The sequence below is a fragment of the Micromonospora sp. U21 genome, from assembly GCF_018070045.1.
Classification (GTDB): Bacteria; Actinomycetota; Actinomycetes; order Mycobacteriales; family Micromonosporaceae; genus Micromonospora.
This window is the reverse complement of sequence record NZ_JAGPYK010000006.1, coordinates 217,771-234,296: the sequence shown is the minus strand read 5'-3', so window position 1 is coordinate 234,296 and position 16,526 is coordinate 217,771. Positions and strand designations below refer to the sequence as shown.

General features: G+C 72.3%; 18 protein-coding genes. 8 read left to right on the top strand and 10 right to left on the bottom strand.

What is annotated here, in order from left to right:
* The first annotated feature begins 1,054 nt into the window (after window positions 1-1,054).
* Complete coding sequence (locus KBX63_RS10755) at window positions 1,055-1,639, top strand: hypothetical protein (protein ID WP_210910847.1); 585 nt, start codon at window positions 1,055-1,057, stop codon at window positions 1,637-1,639.
* 457 nt (window positions 1,640-2,096) lie between these two features.
* Here KBX63_RS10755 and KBX63_RS10750 read toward each other — a convergent pair whose 3' ends face one another.
* Window positions 2,097-2,933, bottom strand: coding sequence for an undecaprenyl-diphosphate phosphatase (locus KBX63_RS10750; RefSeq protein ID WP_210910846.1), 837 nt, complete (start codon window positions 2,931-2,933; stop codon window positions 2,097-2,099).
* Window positions 2,930-3,982 carry an LLM class F420-dependent oxidoreductase gene (locus KBX63_RS10745; RefSeq protein WP_089021139.1) on the bottom strand — a complete coding sequence of 351 codons (1,053 nt, stop codon included), beginning with the start codon at window positions 3,980-3,982 and terminating at the stop codon, window positions 2,930-2,932. The genes KBX63_RS10750 and KBX63_RS10745 overlap by 4 nt, the downstream gene beginning before the upstream one ends.
* A 187-nt stretch (window positions 3,983-4,169) precedes the next feature.
* Between KBX63_RS10745 and KBX63_RS10740 the strand changes: the two genes are divergently transcribed.
* Entirely contained in the window at window positions 4,170-5,141 is a 972-nt protein-coding gene (locus KBX63_RS10740) for an aldo/keto reductase (RefSeq protein WP_074309625.1), read from the top strand.
* 45 nt (window positions 5,142-5,186) lie between these two features.
* On the opposite strand, the gene KBX63_RS10735 is transcribed toward KBX63_RS10740, so the two are convergent.
* Genes KBX63_RS10735 through KBX63_RS10725 form a run of 3 tightly spaced genes read right to left on the bottom strand, consistent with a single transcriptional unit; the run spans window position 5,187 to window position 7,515 of the window.
* Window positions 5,187-6,104, bottom strand: a complete 918-nt coding sequence (locus tag KBX63_RS10735) for a hypothetical protein (protein ID WP_210910845.1) — start codon at window positions 6,102-6,104, stop codon at window positions 5,187-5,189.
* A 20-nt stretch (window positions 6,105-6,124) separates the two neighbouring features.
* Entirely contained in the window at window positions 6,125-7,186 is a 1,062-nt protein-coding gene (locus KBX63_RS10730) for a WXG100 family type VII secretion target (RefSeq protein ID WP_210910844.1), read from the bottom strand.
* Window positions 7,183-7,515 (bottom strand): hypothetical protein, encoded by a 333-nt coding sequence (locus tag KBX63_RS10725; protein ID WP_210910843.1) that lies wholly within the window; start codon window positions 7,513-7,515, stop codon window positions 7,183-7,185. The genes KBX63_RS10730 and KBX63_RS10725 overlap by 4 nt, the downstream gene beginning before the upstream one ends.
* Window positions 7,516-7,608: 93 nt before the next feature.
* Here KBX63_RS10725 and KBX63_RS10720 point away from each other — a divergent pair, with 93 nt between their 5' ends.
* The 3 genes from KBX63_RS10720 to KBX63_RS10710 all read left to right on the top strand — a co-directional run bounded on the left by KBX63_RS10720 (window position 7,609) and on the right by KBX63_RS10710 (window position 9,101).
* Window positions 7,609-8,028, top strand: a complete 420-nt coding sequence (locus tag KBX63_RS10720; RefSeq protein ID WP_210910842.1) for a YbaB/EbfC family nucleoid-associated protein — start codon at window positions 7,609-7,611, stop codon at window positions 8,026-8,028.
* A complete protein-coding gene (locus KBX63_RS10715) occupies window positions 8,025-8,789 on the top strand; it encodes an SseB family protein (RefSeq protein ID WP_210910841.1) in 765 nt (254 codons plus the stop codon). The genes KBX63_RS10720 and KBX63_RS10715 overlap by 4 nt, the downstream gene beginning before the upstream one ends.
* Window positions 8,790-8,909: 120 nt before the next feature.
* Window positions 8,910-9,101, top strand: coding sequence for a DUF5703 family protein (locus tag KBX63_RS10710; RefSeq protein ID WP_089021145.1), 192 nt, complete (start codon window positions 8,910-8,912; stop codon window positions 9,099-9,101).
* A gap of 71 nt (window positions 9,102-9,172) precedes the next feature.
* Here the strand turns inward: KBX63_RS10710 and KBX63_RS10705 are convergent, their stop codons facing one another.
* Entirely contained in the window at window positions 9,173-9,835 is a 663-nt protein-coding gene (locus tag KBX63_RS10705) for a hypothetical protein (RefSeq protein ID WP_210910953.1), read from the bottom strand.
* A gap of 58 nt (window positions 9,836-9,893) precedes the next feature.
* Entirely contained in the window at window positions 9,894-11,222 is a 1,329-nt protein-coding gene (locus KBX63_RS10700; protein WP_210910840.1) for a M20/M25/M40 family metallo-hydrolase, read from the bottom strand.
* A gap of 174 nt (window positions 11,223-11,396) precedes the next feature.
* On the opposite strand from KBX63_RS10700, the gene KBX63_RS10695 reads away from it, so the two are divergent.
* From KBX63_RS10695 to KBX63_RS10685, 3 genes are all read left to right on the top strand, one after another.
* Entirely contained in the window at window positions 11,397-11,999 is a 603-nt protein-coding gene (locus KBX63_RS10695; protein WP_210910839.1) for a hemerythrin domain-containing protein, read from the top strand.
* A gap of 86 nt (window positions 12,000-12,085) precedes the next feature.
* The gene (locus KBX63_RS10690; RefSeq protein WP_210910838.1) at window positions 12,086-13,057 is read left to right on the top strand and encodes a LysR family transcriptional regulator; all 972 of its coding nucleotides are present in this window, start codon (window positions 12,086-12,088) and stop codon (window positions 13,055-13,057) included.
* Window positions 13,058-13,085: 28 nt separating this feature from the next.
* Window positions 13,086-13,328, top strand: a complete 243-nt coding sequence (locus KBX63_RS10685) for a hypothetical protein (protein WP_210910837.1) — start codon at window positions 13,086-13,088, stop codon at window positions 13,326-13,328.
* Between the two features lie 53 nt (window positions 13,329-13,381).
* On the opposite strand, the gene KBX63_RS10680 is transcribed toward KBX63_RS10685, so the two are convergent.
* The 3 genes from KBX63_RS10680 to KBX63_RS10670 are packed head-to-tail and all read right to left on the bottom strand — an operon-like array spanning window position 13,382 to window position 16,496.
* Complete coding sequence (locus KBX63_RS10680; protein ID WP_210910836.1) at window positions 13,382-13,732, bottom strand: DUF3140 domain-containing protein; 351 nt, start codon at window positions 13,730-13,732, stop codon at window positions 13,382-13,384.
* Window positions 13,732-13,944: a hypothetical protein gene (locus tag KBX63_RS10675; protein ID WP_210910835.1), complete on the bottom strand. Its 213-nt coding sequence runs from the start codon at window positions 13,942-13,944 to the stop codon at window positions 13,732-13,734. The genes KBX63_RS10680 and KBX63_RS10675 overlap by 1 nt, the downstream gene beginning before the upstream one ends.
* Window positions 13,941-16,496, bottom strand: a complete 2,556-nt coding sequence (locus tag KBX63_RS10670) for an ATP-dependent Clp protease ATP-binding subunit (protein WP_210910834.1) — start codon at window positions 16,494-16,496, stop codon at window positions 13,941-13,943. Before KBX63_RS10670 ends, KBX63_RS10675 begins: the two co-directional genes overlap by 4 nt.
* Window positions 16,497-16,526: the final 30 nt, after the last annotated feature.

The following is a 16,526-nucleotide window of genomic DNA, read 5'->3' as shown; positions in this document are numbered from 1 at the left end:
CGGGCACGGCGGGCCCCACCCCGTCGGTGGTCGCGGTCCGTCGTGATTCCTGCGCTGGGTCCGGCAAGCCCATCCCGGCGGGTTGGTCGGTCCGGTCCGATGCCTGCGCCCGCCCGGCAAGCCCCGACCTGGGCGGCGATCGCCATCCGCTCTGATCGGTCCGCCCAGGGCGCGGTCAGTCCCATTTCGCCGGCGGTCGTTGTCCGCACCGATCCCTGCGTAACGTGCGATGCGTCCATACCGTCGGCGATCGGTGTCCGGCCCGGGTTCCTGCGCCAGCGCGGTGTGTCCCGTCCTGTCGGGCGGTCGTTCGCGTTGATCCCTGCCGCCTTCGCGTATCCCGCTGGCGGTCGCCGGCCCGATCCCTGCGCTGGATACGGCCAGACCCACCGACTCGGGCGGTCGGTCGGTGGGGTGAGCGTTATACCGGTGAGTCATACATATGCCTCTGAGGTATATCGGTCATCCACCACCTCGCCTCCGGATCGCCCCTGCCCGGGGTGATCGACTCGGTATCGCGGATGTCGCGGTGTCCACGGCCACCGGATGCCGCGATATCGCCGATACCGAGTCGATCATCCCCCCGAACCGGCGCATTCGACGTCGGAACGGTCGGTGGTCTCGTGCTGGGTGTCCGGTATCGGGGGTTTGTGGGTTGTGACCGGCTGCATTCGTGGGGTGGAATCGTGGCGGGCCGGGGGTCGTTACATACCCTGACGATCGCAGCACCACCGGCCGCCAGGTCCCGTCCCCGCGGGTTGGCAGCGGGGCCGCCCGGGTTGGAATGCCCGCGAGGTGCGTGGTCGTTGCAGAGTCCCTGACCGACCGCACCAGCACCCCGAACAGGGTGCCTGTCGGATGGGCCAGCCCTGGAATGGGCCCGGCCCGGCGGTCGTTACACACAGTCCCGGCGCCACGAGCCCCCCGGCTTGTAGGCCGCCGACCTAAGACTTTCCCCCTTGTGTTGAAAGCGCCGGACGAGGTGCTCGCACCCGCACGCCGTTTCCCCCCGTGTGGCGGTGGGTGTCTACCCCCTTGAAGGAGCTGACCCCTGATGAACACGATCATTCGTAAGAGCGTGCTGTCGGTTGCTGGTCTCGCGTTCGCCGGTGGTGTCTTCGCCGGTCCGATCGCTCACGCTGGCACTCCGACGGTGGATGCCAAGTCGGTTGCTGTGGTGCAGGCGGACAAGCCCGACATGGGCAAGCTGATCCCGCACGGTACTCAGGGTGCGCAGTCGCGCATCGACCTGAACGACGAGCAGACCGCGAATGTCAAGGCGATCATCGCCGCGACGAAGAAGGCCGGGCTGCCCGAGCGGGCCGCGGTCATCTCGATCGCCACCAGCCTGCAGGAGTCCAAGCTGGAGAACCTGGGTCACCTCGGCGACCGCAACGACCACGACTCGCTGGGCCTGTTCCAGCAGCGCCCCAGCTCGGGTTGGGGCACGCCGGAGCAGATCACCGACCCCGAATACTCCACCACCGCGTTCCTCAAGGGCCTCAAGCAGGTCGACGGGTGGCAGGACATGGCGTTGACCGACGCCGCGCAGACCGTGCAGGTCTCGGCCTACCCCGACGCCTACGCCCAGTGGGAACAGCAGGCCGCCGACCTGGTCGCCCAGCACTGGAACAGCTGACCCACCGCAGCACCACCCGCATGACACCGACCGCTGGCCGGCACCCCCACCCCGGGGCTGCCGGCCAGCGGCATGCGCACCACCGAACCGACCGGAGACTGTCCAGGAAGTCCGGTCAGGGGTTGGGTGCTGACCGGGGAATGACGGGGGCCGTCGGCTGGTTGTGGACAGTGTCGGTGTGACTCAGTGTCCCCGGGCCTCACCTAATATTGCCGTCGCGGAATACCGTTTGGCTGGAGCCGCGTCGCGCCACTCGCCGAGAGGCGACCTGCACACCGACACCAGCGCCGCCCCCAGCCCACCGGCCGGGGGCGGCGCTGTCTGTGCCGGCTTCCCGGGCGATCAGCGCGGGGACGATGGCCAGTGGTTGAGCGGCAGGCCCTGCGGAGAGGCAGACGGCGACGGCCCCCGCCTGTGCCCGTTGGGCAGTGGTGGGGGCCGTCGACGGATCGGTTGGTCAGGTGGCGCTGATCGTGCCGGTCAGCAGCAGGGCGAGGACCAGAGTGCCCAGCGCGACCCGGTACAGCACGAAGACGTACAGGGTGTGGTGGGCGACGTAGCGCAGCAGCCAGGCGATGGCCGCGTACCCGATGCCGAAGGCGATCACGGTGGCCACGATCATCTGGGCGACGGTGGGTGCGGACGTGCCCGGGGCGGACGGTTCGAAGACGTCCCCGAGGCTGAACACGCCGGACATCACCACCGCCGGGATGGCCAGCAGGAACGAGTACCGCGCCGCCGCCTCCCGGGTCAGGTTGAGCAGCAGCCCGGCGGTGAGCGTGCCCCCGGAGCGGGACACCCCCGGGATCAGCGCCATGGCCTGGGCGAAGCCCATCACCACGCCGTCCTTCATGCGGAAGTTCTCCAGGGTGCGGGTCTGCCGCCCCCAGTACTCCGCGAACGCCAGCACGAACGCGAAGACGATCAGCGTGGTCGCCACGACCCACAGGTTTCGCCCGGCGGTCTTGATCTGGTCCTTGAACAAGAAGCCGAACAGCCCGATCGGGATCGAGCCGACGATCACGTACCAGCCCATCCGGTAGTCGAGGCTGGAACGGACCGACTTGTCCCTGATCCCGACCAGCCAGGTCCGGGTGATCCGCCAGATGTCCTTTGCGAAGTAGATCAGCACGGCCGCCTCGGTGCCGAGCTGGGTGACCGCGGTGAACGACGCGCCGGCGTCGCGGTCGAAGAAGATCGCCGAGGTGATCCGTAGATGCCCCGACGAGCTGACCGGAAGGAACTCCGTCAGGCCCTGGACGATGCCCAGGACGATGGCCTCGACCCAGGTCACTCGCCGACTCCCGAGAGGTCGAGCGCCTCGGCGACGGTACGGAGGGTCTGCACACCGCTGTCCCGGTCGGCCACGAACAGGGTCACCGACAGTGTGGTGACGCCTGCGGCCGCGTACTCCCGCATCCGCTCGGCGATGCGTTCCTTTGGGCCGAGCAGTGAGGTGCGGTCGATGAACTCCATGGGCACCGCGGCGGCCGCGTCGCGCTGCCGCTTGGCCAGGTACAGGTCCTGCACCTCGCGGGCGGCGTCGCCGTAGCCCATCCGGGTGGCGAGCTGGTTGTAGAAGTTCTGCTGCCGGCTGCCCATGCCGCCGACGTAGAGCGCGGCATACCAGCGGACCAGCTCCGCGCAGGAGGCCACGTCGTCGCCGACCACCACCGGCACCGAGGGCACCACGTCGAAGCCGGCCAGCTCCTTGCCGACCTTGGCCCGTCCGGCGCTGACCGAGGCGAGCTGCTCGTCGGCGAACTCCGGGGCGTAGAACACCGCCAGCCAACCGTCGGCGATCTCGCCGGCCAGCTCCAGGTTCTTCGGGCCGACCGCGGCCAGGTAGATCGGGATGTGCTCGCGGGGCGGGTGGAAGCCCAGCCGCAGCGCCTTGCCGGGGCCGTCCGGCAGCGGCAGTGTGTAGTGCTCGCCGTCGTACGCCACCTCCTTGCGCGCGATGGCCAGCTTGACGATGTCCACGAACTCGCGGGTCCGGGCAAGGGGCTTGGCGAAGCGCACCCCGTGCCAGCCCTCCGAGACCTGCGGGCCGGAGACGCCCAGGCCGAGCCGGAACCGACCGCCGGAGAGGGCGTCGATGGTGGCGGCGGTCATCGCGGTGGCGGCCGGTGTACGGGCCGGGATCTGCATCACCGCGGCGCCCACGTCGATCCGTTCGGTCTGGCCGGCCATCCAGGCGAGCATGCTGGGCGAGTCGGAGCCGTAGGCCTCCGCCGCCCACACCACCGAGTAGCCGAGCCGGTCCGCTTCCTGGGCCAACGCCAGGTGATCTGCTGGCGTGCTCCACGCTGTCTGGTATCCGAGGCTGAGCCCGAGTCGCACTGGTCCTCCCCCATCCGTGGCACAGGTCGCACCAGGTTACGCAATGGCGATTACGGCCTCGATCACCGGCTCGCCCCCTATGATCCCCCGTCCGTCGCGGTACCCGCCGCCGGCGGAACCGGCAGAACCGGCAGAGATGACGGGAGCGAGGATATCGGTGGCGGCAGGTTCGAAATAAGGTTCACCCATGCAACAGCGACCGCTCGGCCGAAGCGGGCTGGCGGTTTCCCGGCTCGCGCTCGGCACCATGACGTGGGGCCGGGACACCGACGCCGACGATGCGGCCGCCCAGCTGAAGAGTTACCTGGACGCGGGCGGCAACCTGATCGACACCGCCGACGTGTACGGCGACGGGGACGCCGAGTCGGTGATCGGCTCGCTGCTGGGCACCCTCGTTCCCCGTGACGATCTGCTGATCGCCACGAAGGCGGGTTTGCGCCCGGGCAGCGGCCGGCGTCGCGACGGCTCCCGTGGGCACCTGCTGCGCACCCTGGACGCCTCCCTGCGACGGCTCGGCACCGACCACGTGGACCTGTTCCAGGTGCACGGGTACGACCCGGACACCCCGCTGGAGGAGACCCTGGCCGCGCTGGACCACGCGGTGGCCAGCGGCAAGGTCCGCTATGTCGGGGTGTCGAACTTCTCCGGCTGGCAGACCGCGCGGGCCGCCGCCTGGCAGACCGCCTGGCCGGGCCGGGCGCCGGTGGTCGCCGCCCAGGTGGAGTACTCGCTGCTGGAGCGGGGCGTGGAGCGGGAGGTGCTGCCCGCGTGCGACGCGCTCGGCCTCGGCGTGCTGCCGTGGTCACCGCTGGGCCGGGGGGTGCTCACGGGCAAGTACCGGCACGGCCGTCCGGCGGACTCCCGGGCCGCCTCGCCGCACTTCGAGCGGTTCGTCGCGACATACCTGGAGCCGCGCTGCTCCAGCATCGTGGAGGCGGTGGCGACGGCGGCCGGCGGGCTGGGCGTGTCGCCGCTGGAGGTGGCGCTGGCCTGGATCCGGGACCGGCCCGGGGTGACCGCGCCGATCCTCGGCGCCCGCACAGTCGGGCAGCTGCTCGGTGCGCTCCAGGTCGAGCGGATCACGCTGCCCGAGGAGATCACCACCGCCCTGGACGACGTCTCCGCCGTGCCGGTGGGCTACCCGGAGCGGGACGGCTAGCACGTCTGGAACGCGCCGCGGCGGCGGACTCGTGGTCGGTCCGCCTCAGATCGCCGGCCGCTGGCCCGGAATGTCGCGGATGGCGGCGAGGAATCGTGCCTGGTCGTCGCGGGTCGCCGGGTTGACGATCCGGATCCAGGAACCGTCGTCGAAAACGATGGTGGACGGGAACTGCATCAGCCGCGCGGCCCCGTGGTCGCAGTCGATGCGGGCCACCCGGTGCCGCTCCACGCTCCACAGCAGCCGTGGCTGGCGGCGGTCCGGCCGGTCCTCGTCCGGGCGACGGCCCATCCGCAGCAGGTGCAGGTGCGTGTCGGTCACCGTCAGCGGCGTGCCGGTGTAGCGCTCCAGAAAGAGCAGCAGGCTGCCGGCGAGGGTGGCCAGGTCGCCGCTGAACACGTACCGCCGGCGGTAGGCGATCTCCGCGAGCTGGTCGGCGAGGGGGCGGTACTGGCTGAGCCGGAACAACGCCCGGAAGGCCTCCTGCTCGGGGGTCAATGGCAGCGGTTGCCGGGCCTCGGCGCCCTGGCGCGGCGCCGGCAGGCCGGCGTCCGGGTCGGCTGCGTCGGCGACGCCCCCGGCGAGCGCGGCGGCCTTGCCGGGAAGCAGCAGGACACCCGCGGCGATCCGCACCGGTGTCATCACGGCGTCCACCCACACCACCGGGTTGACGATGTTGAGCAGCCCGAACAGCGCCCGCGGCTCCAGCGACTCGGCCACGGCCTCGGACATCGTGTCGGCGAACTGGCTGCCCGCCCGGTGCATCTCGTCCGCCCGGACAGGCGCCAGCCCGACGTAGCGGACCTCCTGGTCGGGCAGCAGCGGCGCGACCAGGGCACGTTCCGGCTCGTCGCTGGTGCGGAACTCGTCGCGCAGCTCGCGGGCCTTGTCCCGGGCCGCCCGCGCGCCGCCGAGCACCGCGTCGGTGAACCGACTGAGCCGACCCCGCTCCCCTGACGTCACGCCCTACCTCCTCGACCGGCCTAACGGCCCGCCGGCTGGCCTGCGGGCGGCTGCCCGAAGACATTCTGGTCGACCCAGTCGGCACCGCCCTGCACCGCCTGGCCGATCTGGTCGCCGACCTGCTCGCTGCCGGGAACGGAGAGGCCGGTGGTGAGCGCGACGGATCCCCAGGTGACGCCGTGCACGATCGAGTTGGGTACGTTCCACGGCAGGTTGGTCGCCCAGTCCCGGGCGATCACCCGGGCGCCGTCGGCGACGCCGTGCGCCCGTAGCGCGGCGGCCCGGTCGAGGGCGCTCATGTCGAACGGCGAACCCGACTTGCCGAGCTTGTAGGTGCCCTTCGCCGGGTCGAGGAACTTGTGGTGCCACTTGTCGGCCTTGCCGGCGGCGCGCCGCTTGTCGGCGTACTTCTGGCCGGTGCGCAGCTTCTTCTGCATGTCGACGAGCTTGTCGAGGTGGTTGCGCAGCTTGCGCAGGTACAGCATGACCCGCTGGAGCAGGCGGATGACCTTCTGCAGGTGCGCCGCCAACGGCCTGATGATCTTCAGCATGCGGGTGAGCACGATCAGGCCCCTGGTCACGGCGACCCCCATGCCTGCCACCCAGGACGCGCCGGCGGTGAACGGGGCCATCAGCAACGCCGTCACCAGCGTCACCAGCAGGAAGTTCACGAACTCGACGCAGAGATCGACGAGCACGTCGTGCACGGTCTGCAGACCGTCGGCGACGCTGCGCAGGTACTCCGCGGTCGCGGCGAACTGCTCGGCGACGTCGAGCAGTTGCTGTTCCACCTCGGCCAGCCGCTGGCCGTACGCCTCGCCGGCGGGCGAGCGCCATCCGGGCTGCGCGGCCTCGCGGGCGCCGCGGTGCCCCTGCGCCAGCTCGCGCACCTGCCCGGCCAGCGCGTCCCACTCGGCGGCCTTCGCGCGCAGCACGGCGGGCTCGCCGTCGACCATGTCGACGAGCTGGATGAGTGGCCAGGCGAGAGTGCGGCAGACGCTGTCGACCGCGTCCTCCACGCCGGAGAGTGCGTTGTCGAGGCCGTTCCACAGCTGGACGGCGCTACCTGCCGGCCCGCTCATCCGGGAATCCCCGCCTGGATGGCCTTGAACCCGCCGTCGAGGTCCTGCTCGTTGCGTTCGTACGTCTCGACCGTGTCGGCCAGCGCGGTGGCGACCCGGCCGAACGCGGCGTTGGCGGCGCCGAACAGCTCCACGCCACCGGCGACCTGCTCGGCGTACTTGCCGCGGAGCATGTCGCTGGCGAACGGCAGGTGACCGAAGGCGCCCGACGGCACGTCACCGGCCGAGACGATCTGGCTCTCCAGCGCCGCCAGCGAGCTGGCAACCTGCTTGGCGGCTGTCTCCAGTCGACGGACCGCGTGCACGTCGACGTCGATGTCCGGCGCCATGCCGTTCCTCCCCCGTGTGTTCAGCGCACCGACGATACGATTCCCCGACCGCCGGGCACCACCCCGGTGCACGGTCCACGGGGGAGGAATCTCATGGCTGACCCGATGTCCGCGTTCGACGCGCTCGCCGGACGGATCGCCGACATCGAACGCCGGTTCGCGGGCCTGGGCGACGACCTGGCCGAGCTGTCCGGCACCGCGAGCGACGAGACCGGACTGGTCTCGGCGACCGTCGACGCCACCGGTGTGCTCACCGGCCTCAACCTCGCGCCCGCCGCGCTGCGCGCCGGCACCGAGGGGTTGGCGGAGCTGGTGCTCGACGCGTACCGGCGGGCCCGCACGGCGGCCGCCGAGCGGGTCGAGGAGCGCACCGAGGGGTTGGACGTCGAGCTCGGCGCGGGCCTGACCGACCTGTTCGGCAGGCCCGGTGACTTCTCGGCGCTGGGTCGCCTGGAGGAGACCATCGGCCGGCTCGGGCGGCTGGACGACCGCCTTCCGGGTTCGCCGGCATGACGTCGGCCACCTGGCCGGAGATCGTCGTGCGGCTACGGGACACCCTCGCCCGTTGCGACCGCGACACCGACCTGGAGCTCACCGCCGCCGCGCGGGGGATCCGGCTGCTGGTACGCCGCGACGTGGTTCGGGTGCTCTGCCCGGGCTACGACGAGGCGCGCCTGGCCGCGCTCGGCTGGCGCCGTCCGACCGGCGACGCGCAGTGGTGGTACGAGTCGCCGCGCATCCCGGGGCAGCTGGACCGGCTCACCATGGTGGTGATCCGTACCGCCGCCGAGCTGCTGACCGCGGACCCGGGCGCGCTCTCCTGCCGACCTGTGCCGCCGGCCACCCGGCCCGGCCCGGCGGTGCGCCCGGCCACCGCCGGGCCGGCGCCGACGGAGGCGGCGGAGCCGGTGGTGGCGGCGCTGCTCGCCGCGGCCGCCGACCGACGCGACCTGCCCGGATACCTCGGCGTGCTGGCCGGCGCCATGGTGTGCGTGCCGCTGGCCGGGGAACCGGCAGCGGACGGCGATTTCCCATGGGTGGTGGTCGGCGATGCGACGGGCGCGCCGCTGCTGCCGGTCTTCACCTCCCCTCTGGCCCTCGCCGCGTTCGCCGGGGACGGCGTGCCGTTCGTCGCGCTGCCCTGCGCCGAGCTGCTCGAGGACTGGCCGGACGAGTCGTGGGGGCTGGCGGTGGACGCGGGCAGCGCCCGGGCGGTCACCCTGGCCGCGCCGGCGCTGGCCGCCCTGCTCACGGCCAACGCCCCGACCGGGTAGCGCCAGGCGCGGGAGGGATCACGCGGCGGCGCCCAGGGCGGCACGAACCAGGCACGGCAGCGGCGTCGGTCACCCCGCAGGGGGTGGCGAACGGCCGCTGGGCTGGGCAGCATGGATGCCATGGACTACGAGTACGCGCCGCTGCGGTTGCCGCCGAACGTCGACCGGTTGACCGCCGCGGCGCAGTTGGCGATCCAGGCGGAGTTCTCCGGATGGGAGTTGGCCCGGGTGCGGCTGTTCCGGGACGGCACCCGGCAGGTGGTGCTGCGGCGGCGACGGGCCAACCAGCCGCAGCCGGGTCTGTCGTACTGACGCCCGGTCGGGCCGGGCGTACGACGCCCGGGGCCCGGCCGTGATCGGTCGGGCCCCGGGCGTGTCACGGCCTAGTGCTGGTGCCCGGCGTGGTCGTGGTCGTCGTCGAGCTCCAGGAACGGGTGCTCGTCGAGCCGGCCGACCAGCCGGTCGTCGACCGCCGGCTGGAACGGGCCGACCGCGTCGTCGTCGTCGAACGACTCCAGGTCTACCGGGGTGCCCACCTCGCTGACCATGACCACCCCGTCGAGCGGCTCCAGCTCGGGGACGTCCAGCGCGCCGAGCGAGCCGTCGCCGCTCTGCAGCAGCTCCAGCACCGCCTCACCGACACCCTCCACCGGCGCCGGCTCGTCGTCCTCCGGGGTGCCCTCGCGGCGGGCCGCCTCGGCCACCCGCAGCAGCGCGGAGACGCTCGGCACCCGGTAGTCGCGGCGCTGGCGTACCGAGATCACCCGGGGGTGCGGGTCGCTGGCCTCGGCTCCCTCGGGTCCGCCGAAGCGCTCATCGGCCTCGTCCGGGTCGATCGAGTCGACGTCCCACGGCGTCACCTCGCCGAAGGCGTCGAGCAGTCGCTCGTCGTAGGCGTAGGACGCGTTGTTCAAGGCCACGTACGCCTGCCAGACGTCGTCGTCGTCGACGCGGCCCTGGGCGGCACGTACGGCGGTCAGGTGGTGGCGGGCCGCTTCGATCACCCGCTCGAGAGCGGCGTCCAGCTCACCGTGCTGGTCGGTCATGTGGGGCAGTCCCTTCACGATGGGGAGGGTCCGAGCCGGGTGCAGCTACCGGACACGGCTAGCAGGTGCGGAGGAACCGGTCGAGAACCCGCACGCCGAACTGTAGTCCGTCGACCGGAACGCGCTCGTCGATGCCGTGGAACAACGCGGAGAAGTTCAGGTCGGCGGGCAGTCGCAGCGGGGCGAACCCGAAGCAGCGGATGCCGAGCTGCGAGAACGCCTTGGCGTCGGTGCCACCCGAGAGCATGTACGGGACCGGTCGCGCGCCCGGGTCCTCGGCTCGCAGCGCCGCCGACATGGCCTCGACCAGGTCGCCGTCGAAGGTGGTCTCCAGCGCCGGCTGCCGCTGGATGTACTCGATCGCGATGTCCGGGCCGACCAGCTCGCGCAGCTGCCGTTCCAGCAGCTCGGACTGGCCGGGCAGGCTGCGGCAGTCGATGGTGGCGGTGGCCCGGCCGGGGATGACGTTGTCCTTGTAGCCGGCGCTCAACCGGGTCGGGTTGGCCGTGTTGCGGATGGTCGCGCCGATGATGTTGGCGATGGGGCCGAGCTTGGCGATCGCCGTCTCCGGGTCCTCCGGGTCCAGCTCGACGCCGAGCAGGTCGGAGACCTCCTCCAGGAAGGCCCGCACGGTGTCGGTGACCACCACCGGGAAGCGGTGCCGGCCGACCCGGGCGACCGCCTCGGCGAGCGCGGTGACCGCATTGTCGTCGTGCATCATCGAGCCGTGCCCGGGGCGGCCCTTGGCGTGCAGGCGCAGCCAGTCCAGGCCCTTCTCGGCGGTCTCGATCAGGTAGAGCCGCTGGTTGTCGTTGACCGAGTAGGAGAAGCCGCCGACCTCACCGATCGCCTCGGTGCAGCCGTCGAGGAGCTCCCGGTGCCGCCCGACCAGGAAGTGCGCGCCGTAGTCGCCGCCCGCCTCCTCGTCGGCGGTGTACGCCAGCACGATGTCGCGCGGGGGCCGTACGCCGGTGCGCTGCCAGTGCCGCACCACGGCGAGCACCATCGCGTCGAAGTCCTTCATGTCGATCGCGCCCCGGCCCCACAGGTAGCCGTCGCGCACCTCACCGGAGAACGGGTGCACCGACCACTCGTCGGCGTCGGCGGGCACCACGTCCAGGTGGCCGTGCACCAGCAGGGCGCCCCTGCTCGGGTCGGTGCCGGGGATGCGGGCCACCACGTTCGCCCGGCCCGGCGCGGACTCGTGCAGCACGGACTCCACGCCCACCTCGGCGAGCTTCTCCGCCACGTACTCGGCCGCACGACGCTCACCGACGCTGGTGTCGTTGTCCCCCGTGTTGGTGGTGTCGATACGCAGCAAATCGCGGCAGAGGTCCACGACCTCTGCGGTGGGGTCCGGTCGGGCGGGGGCGGCGTCGCTCGTCATCGCCTCTTCATACCAGCCCGGGCTGGTTGAGGGGCCGGCGCACCGGGCACGGCGAGCCGGGCATTGAGCTCGGCGGATCCGGGTGACGGTTTCGCCGAGCTCGCCGCCGGGTACCGCCGCCCACGACCGCACATCCCCTGCCGGAGCTTCCGCCCGCCAGTCGAGGAGGGCACCATGTCCGCCGTTTCCCTGCCACCGCTGCCGCCCACCCCCGAGGAGGGCTACCGGCCCGGCGGACGCAGCATCGCCGACATCGTGGACGGGGAGCACCAGCAACTGCTGGCGCTGCTGACCCAGTTGACCGGTCCGGACGCCGCGCCGCAGGACGGGCTCGCGGTGCTCACCGCCGCGTTGTCGCGGCACCTGTCCGCGGAGGAGCAGTACCTGCTGCCGGCGGTGCGCGCCGCGCTGCCGGACGCGGCCGAGCGGGTGGACGCCGAGATCAACGCCGACGCCGCGCTGCTGGCCGCCCTCAAGGCGCTCACCGATGAGACGCTGACCGACGTCGTCGAGCGGGTTCGCCGGCACGTGGACGGAGTCGGCGCGCTCGTCGCCGAGCTGCGCGCGGTGGCCACCGAGGAGGAGCTGATCCGGCTGGGCAACCGGCTGGAAATCGCCGAGGAGGCGGCGCCGACGCGACCGCACCCGGGCACCCCGGCCATGCCGCCGTGGAACCGGATCGTCGAGCCGGCGGTGGGCGTGGTGGACAAGGTCCGCGACGCGGTGACCCGCCGGCCGACGTACCTGGCGGACCTGCCGGAGCCACCTCGCGGCTGACAAGCGGCGACACCCACCGAAGCATTCAACCTCACCGATCCGTCCGGGCCCTTCCGTCCGCTGCGGCGTGGTCCTACCGTCACCGTATGAACCTGGAGCTGCGACACCTGCGGGTGGTCTGCGCGATCGCGGAGACGGGGAGCGTGACCAAGGCGGCGTCGGCGCTCGGCCTGGCCCAGCCGGCGCTCACCGCCCAGCTCCAGCGGATCGAGCGGACACTGGGCGGGCCGCTGTTCGACCGGGACCGTCGCGGCGCCCGGCCCACCGCGCTCGGTGAGCTGGTGCTGGCCCGGGCCCGGGTGCTGCTACCGGCGATGAAGGGCCTGCAGGACGAGGCGGCCCGGCTGGCCGGCGCCGGCGAGGTGCCCCGCTGGTACCGGTTCGGCGGGGTGAACAGCCCGATCCTGGGGCGGTTGGTGCACCGGCTGGCCGCCGAGCAGCCACCCGCGCAGATCACCACGTACGCGTCCTGGTCGGTGGACGAGTTGGCGCAGTTGGTGGCCGGTGGCCGGCTGGACTTCGCGCTCACCGGCGTCTGCGGTGACGCCGTCCCGTCGGCCGAGTTCGGGTTGAGCTGGCGGGAGGTGGCCGTCGACCCGGTGCTGGTGCTGCTGCCGGAGACCCATCCCCTCGCCGAGCGCGACGAGGTGCGGCTGGTCGATCTGCGCCACGAGCAGTGGGTGGCCGCGCCGGGCGACGGCTGCTTCGGCGACTGCTTCGCCGCCGCCTGCGCCCGCGCCGGCTTCACCCCCCGCAAGCTGTACGAGACCGACGTGCGGGGCTGCGTGGACCTGGTGGACGCCGGCGAGGCGGTGGCCCTGTGTCAGGCGACGTTCCGCCCGGTGGCCGGGCTGGTCACCCGACGGCTGGCCGGGATACCGCTGCGCTGGAGGCTGCTGCTGGGATGGCACCCGGACTCCCCCGCTGCCCAGGGGGCGGAGGTGGTGCTGGAGACGGCCAAGGCCGCGTACACCGATTCACTGGCCCCGCATCCCGGCTACCTGGCCTGGCTGCTGCGCAATCCCGGTTTCGGCGTCCGGCAGCCCAGCGGAGTCTGATCCACCGTCGGCGGGGTATCTGGCGGACATGACCGACCTCTACCCGCCCACCGGCGACCGGGAACTGCTCCACCAGGCGGCCGCCGCGCACACCGCCGCGATCCGCGAGACGGAGGCGTTCCTGCGCCGGCTGCCGGACGTGCCCGACCCGGCCGACGTCGCCGAGTACGCCAACCTGCTCAGCCGCGAGGAACGGACCCGCGGCGAGCGGGACGCCGCCGCCGACGCGGTCGGGCTGACCATCGGCAGCCTGGAACCCGACCAGGGCTGACCAGGCTCGACGCGACGGTGCCGTCCCTGCCCGGGACGGCACCGTCGAGCCGCTCAGCGTTCGACGAGGGGGTCGTGGCCCAGGTCGAGCAGCGAATGCCGCCACTCGTCGTCGGCGTTGCCGCGCGGCGGCTTGGCGTCCATCAGCTCGCGGATCCGGTCGATCGCGACCCGCATCACCTCGATGTCCTCCGGGGTGAGGTCGACCTTGCGCTTGTTCAGCACCTTGAGGATCTCCCGGCCGGGCTGGGGCAGGTCGAGGGTCGGGTTGGGCCCGAACGACTCCTCCCCGGAGCCCCGGGTCAGCAGCCAGCTGCGCAGCTGCTCCGACGGGACGTTGACCTCCGCGTGGAAGTCCTCCCAGAGCACCTCCACCTCGGGGTCGATCCGACTCTCTCGTACCATCAGGTCTCCTCTCCGGGCGGCGACCCGGACGTCTCCGGGTCGTCCTCGTCGGTCTTCGGATGCAGGCCCTCCGGCGGCACCCGGGTCCTCCTGGGGTTCGCGGTGGGCGGCGCCAGGATCGGGTCGGGATGGTGGTCCTCGTCCCGGGAATCCGCGGGCTCTTCGGGCTCCTGCGGTTCCTCCGGTTCCGGTCGTCGCGCAGCCCCGCTCATCGCGGGTGCGTGGTCGTGGCGGCGGTGTACCCCCGCTCGCCCGCGGTCACGTCGAAGGTGAGCGCGCCCTCGCGCGCGTCCACGGTGACCTTCTGCCCGGGCGAGATCGACGACTCCAGCAGCATCCGGGACAGGTGGTTGTCCACCTCGCGCTGGATCACCCGACGCAGCGGACGGGCGCCGAATTCCGGCTGGTAGCCGTGCTCGGCGAGCCAGTCGATGCCGGCCTCGGTGAACTCCACCTGGATGTCCTGGGCGTGCAACCGGCGGCGGGTCTCCTCCAGCAGCAGCCCGGTGATCTGGCGCAGCTGCTCGGCCTCCAGCCGACGGAAGATGATCACCTCGTCGATCCGGTTGAGGAACTCGGGGCGGAAGTTCTCCTGCAGGCGGCGCATCAGCCGCTCGCGCAGCTCGTCGCTCTCCTGCTCGCTGCCCGGCGCGCCGGTGCCGAACCCGACGCTGCGCTGACTGCCGGTGATCAGCTCGGAGCCGAGGTTGCTCGTCATGATCAGTACGGTGTTCTTGAAGTTCACCGTGCGGCCCTGGCTGTCGGTCAGCCGCCCGTCGTCGAGCACCTGGAGCAGGATGTTGAACACGTCCGGATGGGCCTTCTCGATCTCGTCGAGCAGCACCACCGCGTACGGGCGGCGGCGCACCGCCTCGGTGAGCTGGCCGGCCTCCTCGTAGCCGACGTACCCGGGCGGGGCGCCGACCAGCCGGCTGACCGTGTGTCGTTCCTGGAACTCGCTCATGTCCACCCGGACCATCCGGTCCGCCTCGCCGAACAACGCCTCGGCCAGGGCGCGGGCCAGCTCGGTCTTGCCGACGCCGGTCGGGCCGAGGAACAGGAAGCTGCCCATCGGCCGCTCCGGGTCGGCCAGCCCGGCACGGGAGCGGCGGACCGCCTCGGCGACCGCGGTGACCGCGTCGTCCTGGCCGACCACCTTCTGGTGCAGGTGGCCCTCCAGGCGCAGCAGGCGGTCCCGTTCCTCCTCGGTGAGCTGGGCGACCGGGATGCCGGTGGCGCGGGAGACCACCTCGGCGATCTCCTGCGGACCCACCTCCGGCACCTGTGTGGAGGAGCCGTCGTCGCCGGTCGCGCGGCGTACCTGCTCCTCCAGCTCGGAGATCCGGTCGCGCAACGTGGAGGCCCGCTCATACTGCTCGTCGGCGACGGCCTGTTCCTTGTCCCGGCGTACGTCGTCGAGCTGCTGCTCCAGCTCCCGCACGTCGGAGGCGGGAGTGCGGGTGCGCAGCCGGACCCGGGCGCCGGCCTGGTCGATCAGGTCGATGGCCTTGTCCGGCAGGAACCGGTCGGTGACGTACCGGTCGGACAGCTCGGCGGCGGCGACCAGCGCCTCGTCGGTGAACCGCACCTGGTGGTGGGCCTCGTACCGGTCGCGGAGCCCGCGCAGGATGGCGATGGTGTCGTCGACGCTCGGCTCGGGCACCAGCACCGGCTGGAAGCGCCGGGCCAGCGCGGCGTCCTTCTCGATGCTCTTTCGGTATTCGTCGAGGGTCGTCGCGCCGATCACCCGCAGCTCGCCGCGGGCCAGCGCCGGCTTGAGCATGTTGGACGCGTCCATGCCGCCCTCGCTGCCGGCGCCACCGGCCCCGACCAGGGTGTGGATCTCGTCCATGAAGATGATCAGCTCGTCGCGGTGCGCCCGGATCTCGTCGATCACCTTCTTCAGCCGCTCCTCGAAGTCACCGCGGTAACGGGTGCCGGCGACCAGGCCGGCCAGGTCGAGCTGGACCACCCGCTTGCCGAGCAGGGTCTGCGGCACGTCCCCGTCGCAGATCCGCTCGGCCAGGCCCTCGACGATGGCGGTCTTGCCGACGCCGGCCTCGCCGATCAGGACCGGATTGTTCTTGGTACGCCGGGACAGGATCTCCACGGCCTGCTCGATCTCGTCGGCGCGCCCGATCACCGGGTCGATCTGGTCCGCGCGGGCGAGGTCGGTGAGGTCCTGCCCGTACTGGTCCAGGGTGGGGGTGCCCCGGTCCGGCTTCGGCCCCGTCATCGGCCCGCGCTCGGCGTTGGCGGCCTGCAACGACTCCGGCTGGATCCGGCCGGCGGCCAGCATCCGCCCGGCCGGCGACTCCGGGTTGAGCGGCAGCGCCATCAGGATGTGCTCGGGGCCGATGTAGTTGGCGCCCATCGCCCGGGACAGCTGGTGGGCGTCGAGCAGCGCCCGCTTGGCCGCCGGGGTCAACGACAGGTTGGGTGGGACCTCCCCGCGTGGTGCGCCGTCGCCCCGCCCGCCGAGCGCGTTGAGCAGGGTGTCGGGGTCGGCGCCGGCCCGGCGTACCAGGTCACGCAGGGGTTCGCGTTGCAGCGCCGCCCAGAGCAGATGGTCGGTGTCCAGGTCGTTGCTCTGCCGCTGCGCGGCCCGGCGGGCCGCGTCGGCCAGCATCTCCCGGGCGTCGGCCGTCATCAGCCGGGTGATGTCGACCCGGTGCGCAGGTCGGCGTCCTCCCTCACCCCGGCCGAAGTACCGGGCCAGGAATTCATCCCACGGGTCGGAGCCGAAGTCACCGGGTCCCATCATGTCTCCTCCGCAGTCGGGCGCGGCACGGTC

What these genes read in the sequence shown, in the direction of transcription:
- KBX63_RS10725 (WP_210910843.1), bottom strand. Translation starts at nt 7,515, where the DNA reads ATGGCGCCGGACATCGACGTCGACGTGCACGCGGTCCGTCGACTGGAG.
- KBX63_RS10700 (WP_210910840.1), bottom strand. Translation starts at nt 11,222, where the DNA reads ATGACGAGCGACGCCGCCCCCGCCCGACCGGACCCCACCGCAGAGGTC.
- KBX63_RS10740 (WP_074309625.1), top strand. Translation starts at nt 4,170, where the DNA reads ATGCAACAGCGACCGCTCGGCCGAAGCGGGCTGGCGGTTTCCCGGCTC.
- KBX63_RS10715 (WP_210910841.1), top strand. Translation starts at nt 8,025, where the DNA reads ATGACGTCGGCCACCTGGCCGGAGATCGTCGTGCGGCTACGGGACACC.
- KBX63_RS10690 (WP_210910838.1), top strand. Translation starts at nt 12,086, where the DNA reads ATGAACCTGGAGCTGCGACACCTGCGGGTGGTCTGCGCGATCGCGGAG.
- KBX63_RS10695 (WP_210910839.1), top strand. Translation starts at nt 11,397, where the DNA reads ATGTCCGCCGTTTCCCTGCCACCGCTGCCGCCCACCCCCGAGGAGGGC.
- KBX63_RS10755 (WP_210910847.1), top strand. Translation starts at nt 1,055, where the DNA reads ATGAACACGATCATTCGTAAGAGCGTGCTGTCGGTTGCTGGTCTCGCG.
- KBX63_RS10685 (WP_210910837.1), top strand. Translation starts at nt 13,086, where the DNA reads ATGACCGACCTCTACCCGCCCACCGGCGACCGGGAACTGCTCCACCAG.
- KBX63_RS10730 (WP_210910844.1), bottom strand. Translation starts at nt 7,186, where the DNA reads ATGAGCGGGCCGGCAGGTAGCGCCGTCCAGCTGTGGAACGGCCTCGAC.
- KBX63_RS10720 (WP_210910842.1), top strand. Translation starts at nt 7,609, where the DNA reads ATGGCTGACCCGATGTCCGCGTTCGACGCGCTCGCCGGACGGATCGCC.
- KBX63_RS10680 (WP_210910836.1), bottom strand. Translation starts at nt 13,732, where the DNA reads ATGGTACGAGAGAGTCGGATCGACCCCGAGGTGGAGGTGCTCTGGGAG.
- KBX63_RS10705 (WP_210910953.1), bottom strand. Translation starts at nt 9,835, where the DNA reads ATGACCGACCAGCACGGTGAGCTGGACGCCGCTCTCGAGCGGGTGATC.
- KBX63_RS10670 (WP_210910834.1), bottom strand. Translation starts at nt 16,496, where the DNA reads ATGATGGGACCCGGTGACTTCGGCTCCGACCCGTGGGATGAATTCCTG.
- KBX63_RS10675 (WP_210910835.1), bottom strand. Translation starts at nt 13,944, where the DNA reads ATGAGCGGGGCTGCGCGACGACCGGAACCGGAGGAACCGCAGGAGCCC.
- KBX63_RS10710 (WP_089021145.1), top strand. Translation starts at nt 8,910, where the DNA reads ATGGACTACGAGTACGCGCCGCTGCGGTTGCCGCCGAACGTCGACCGG.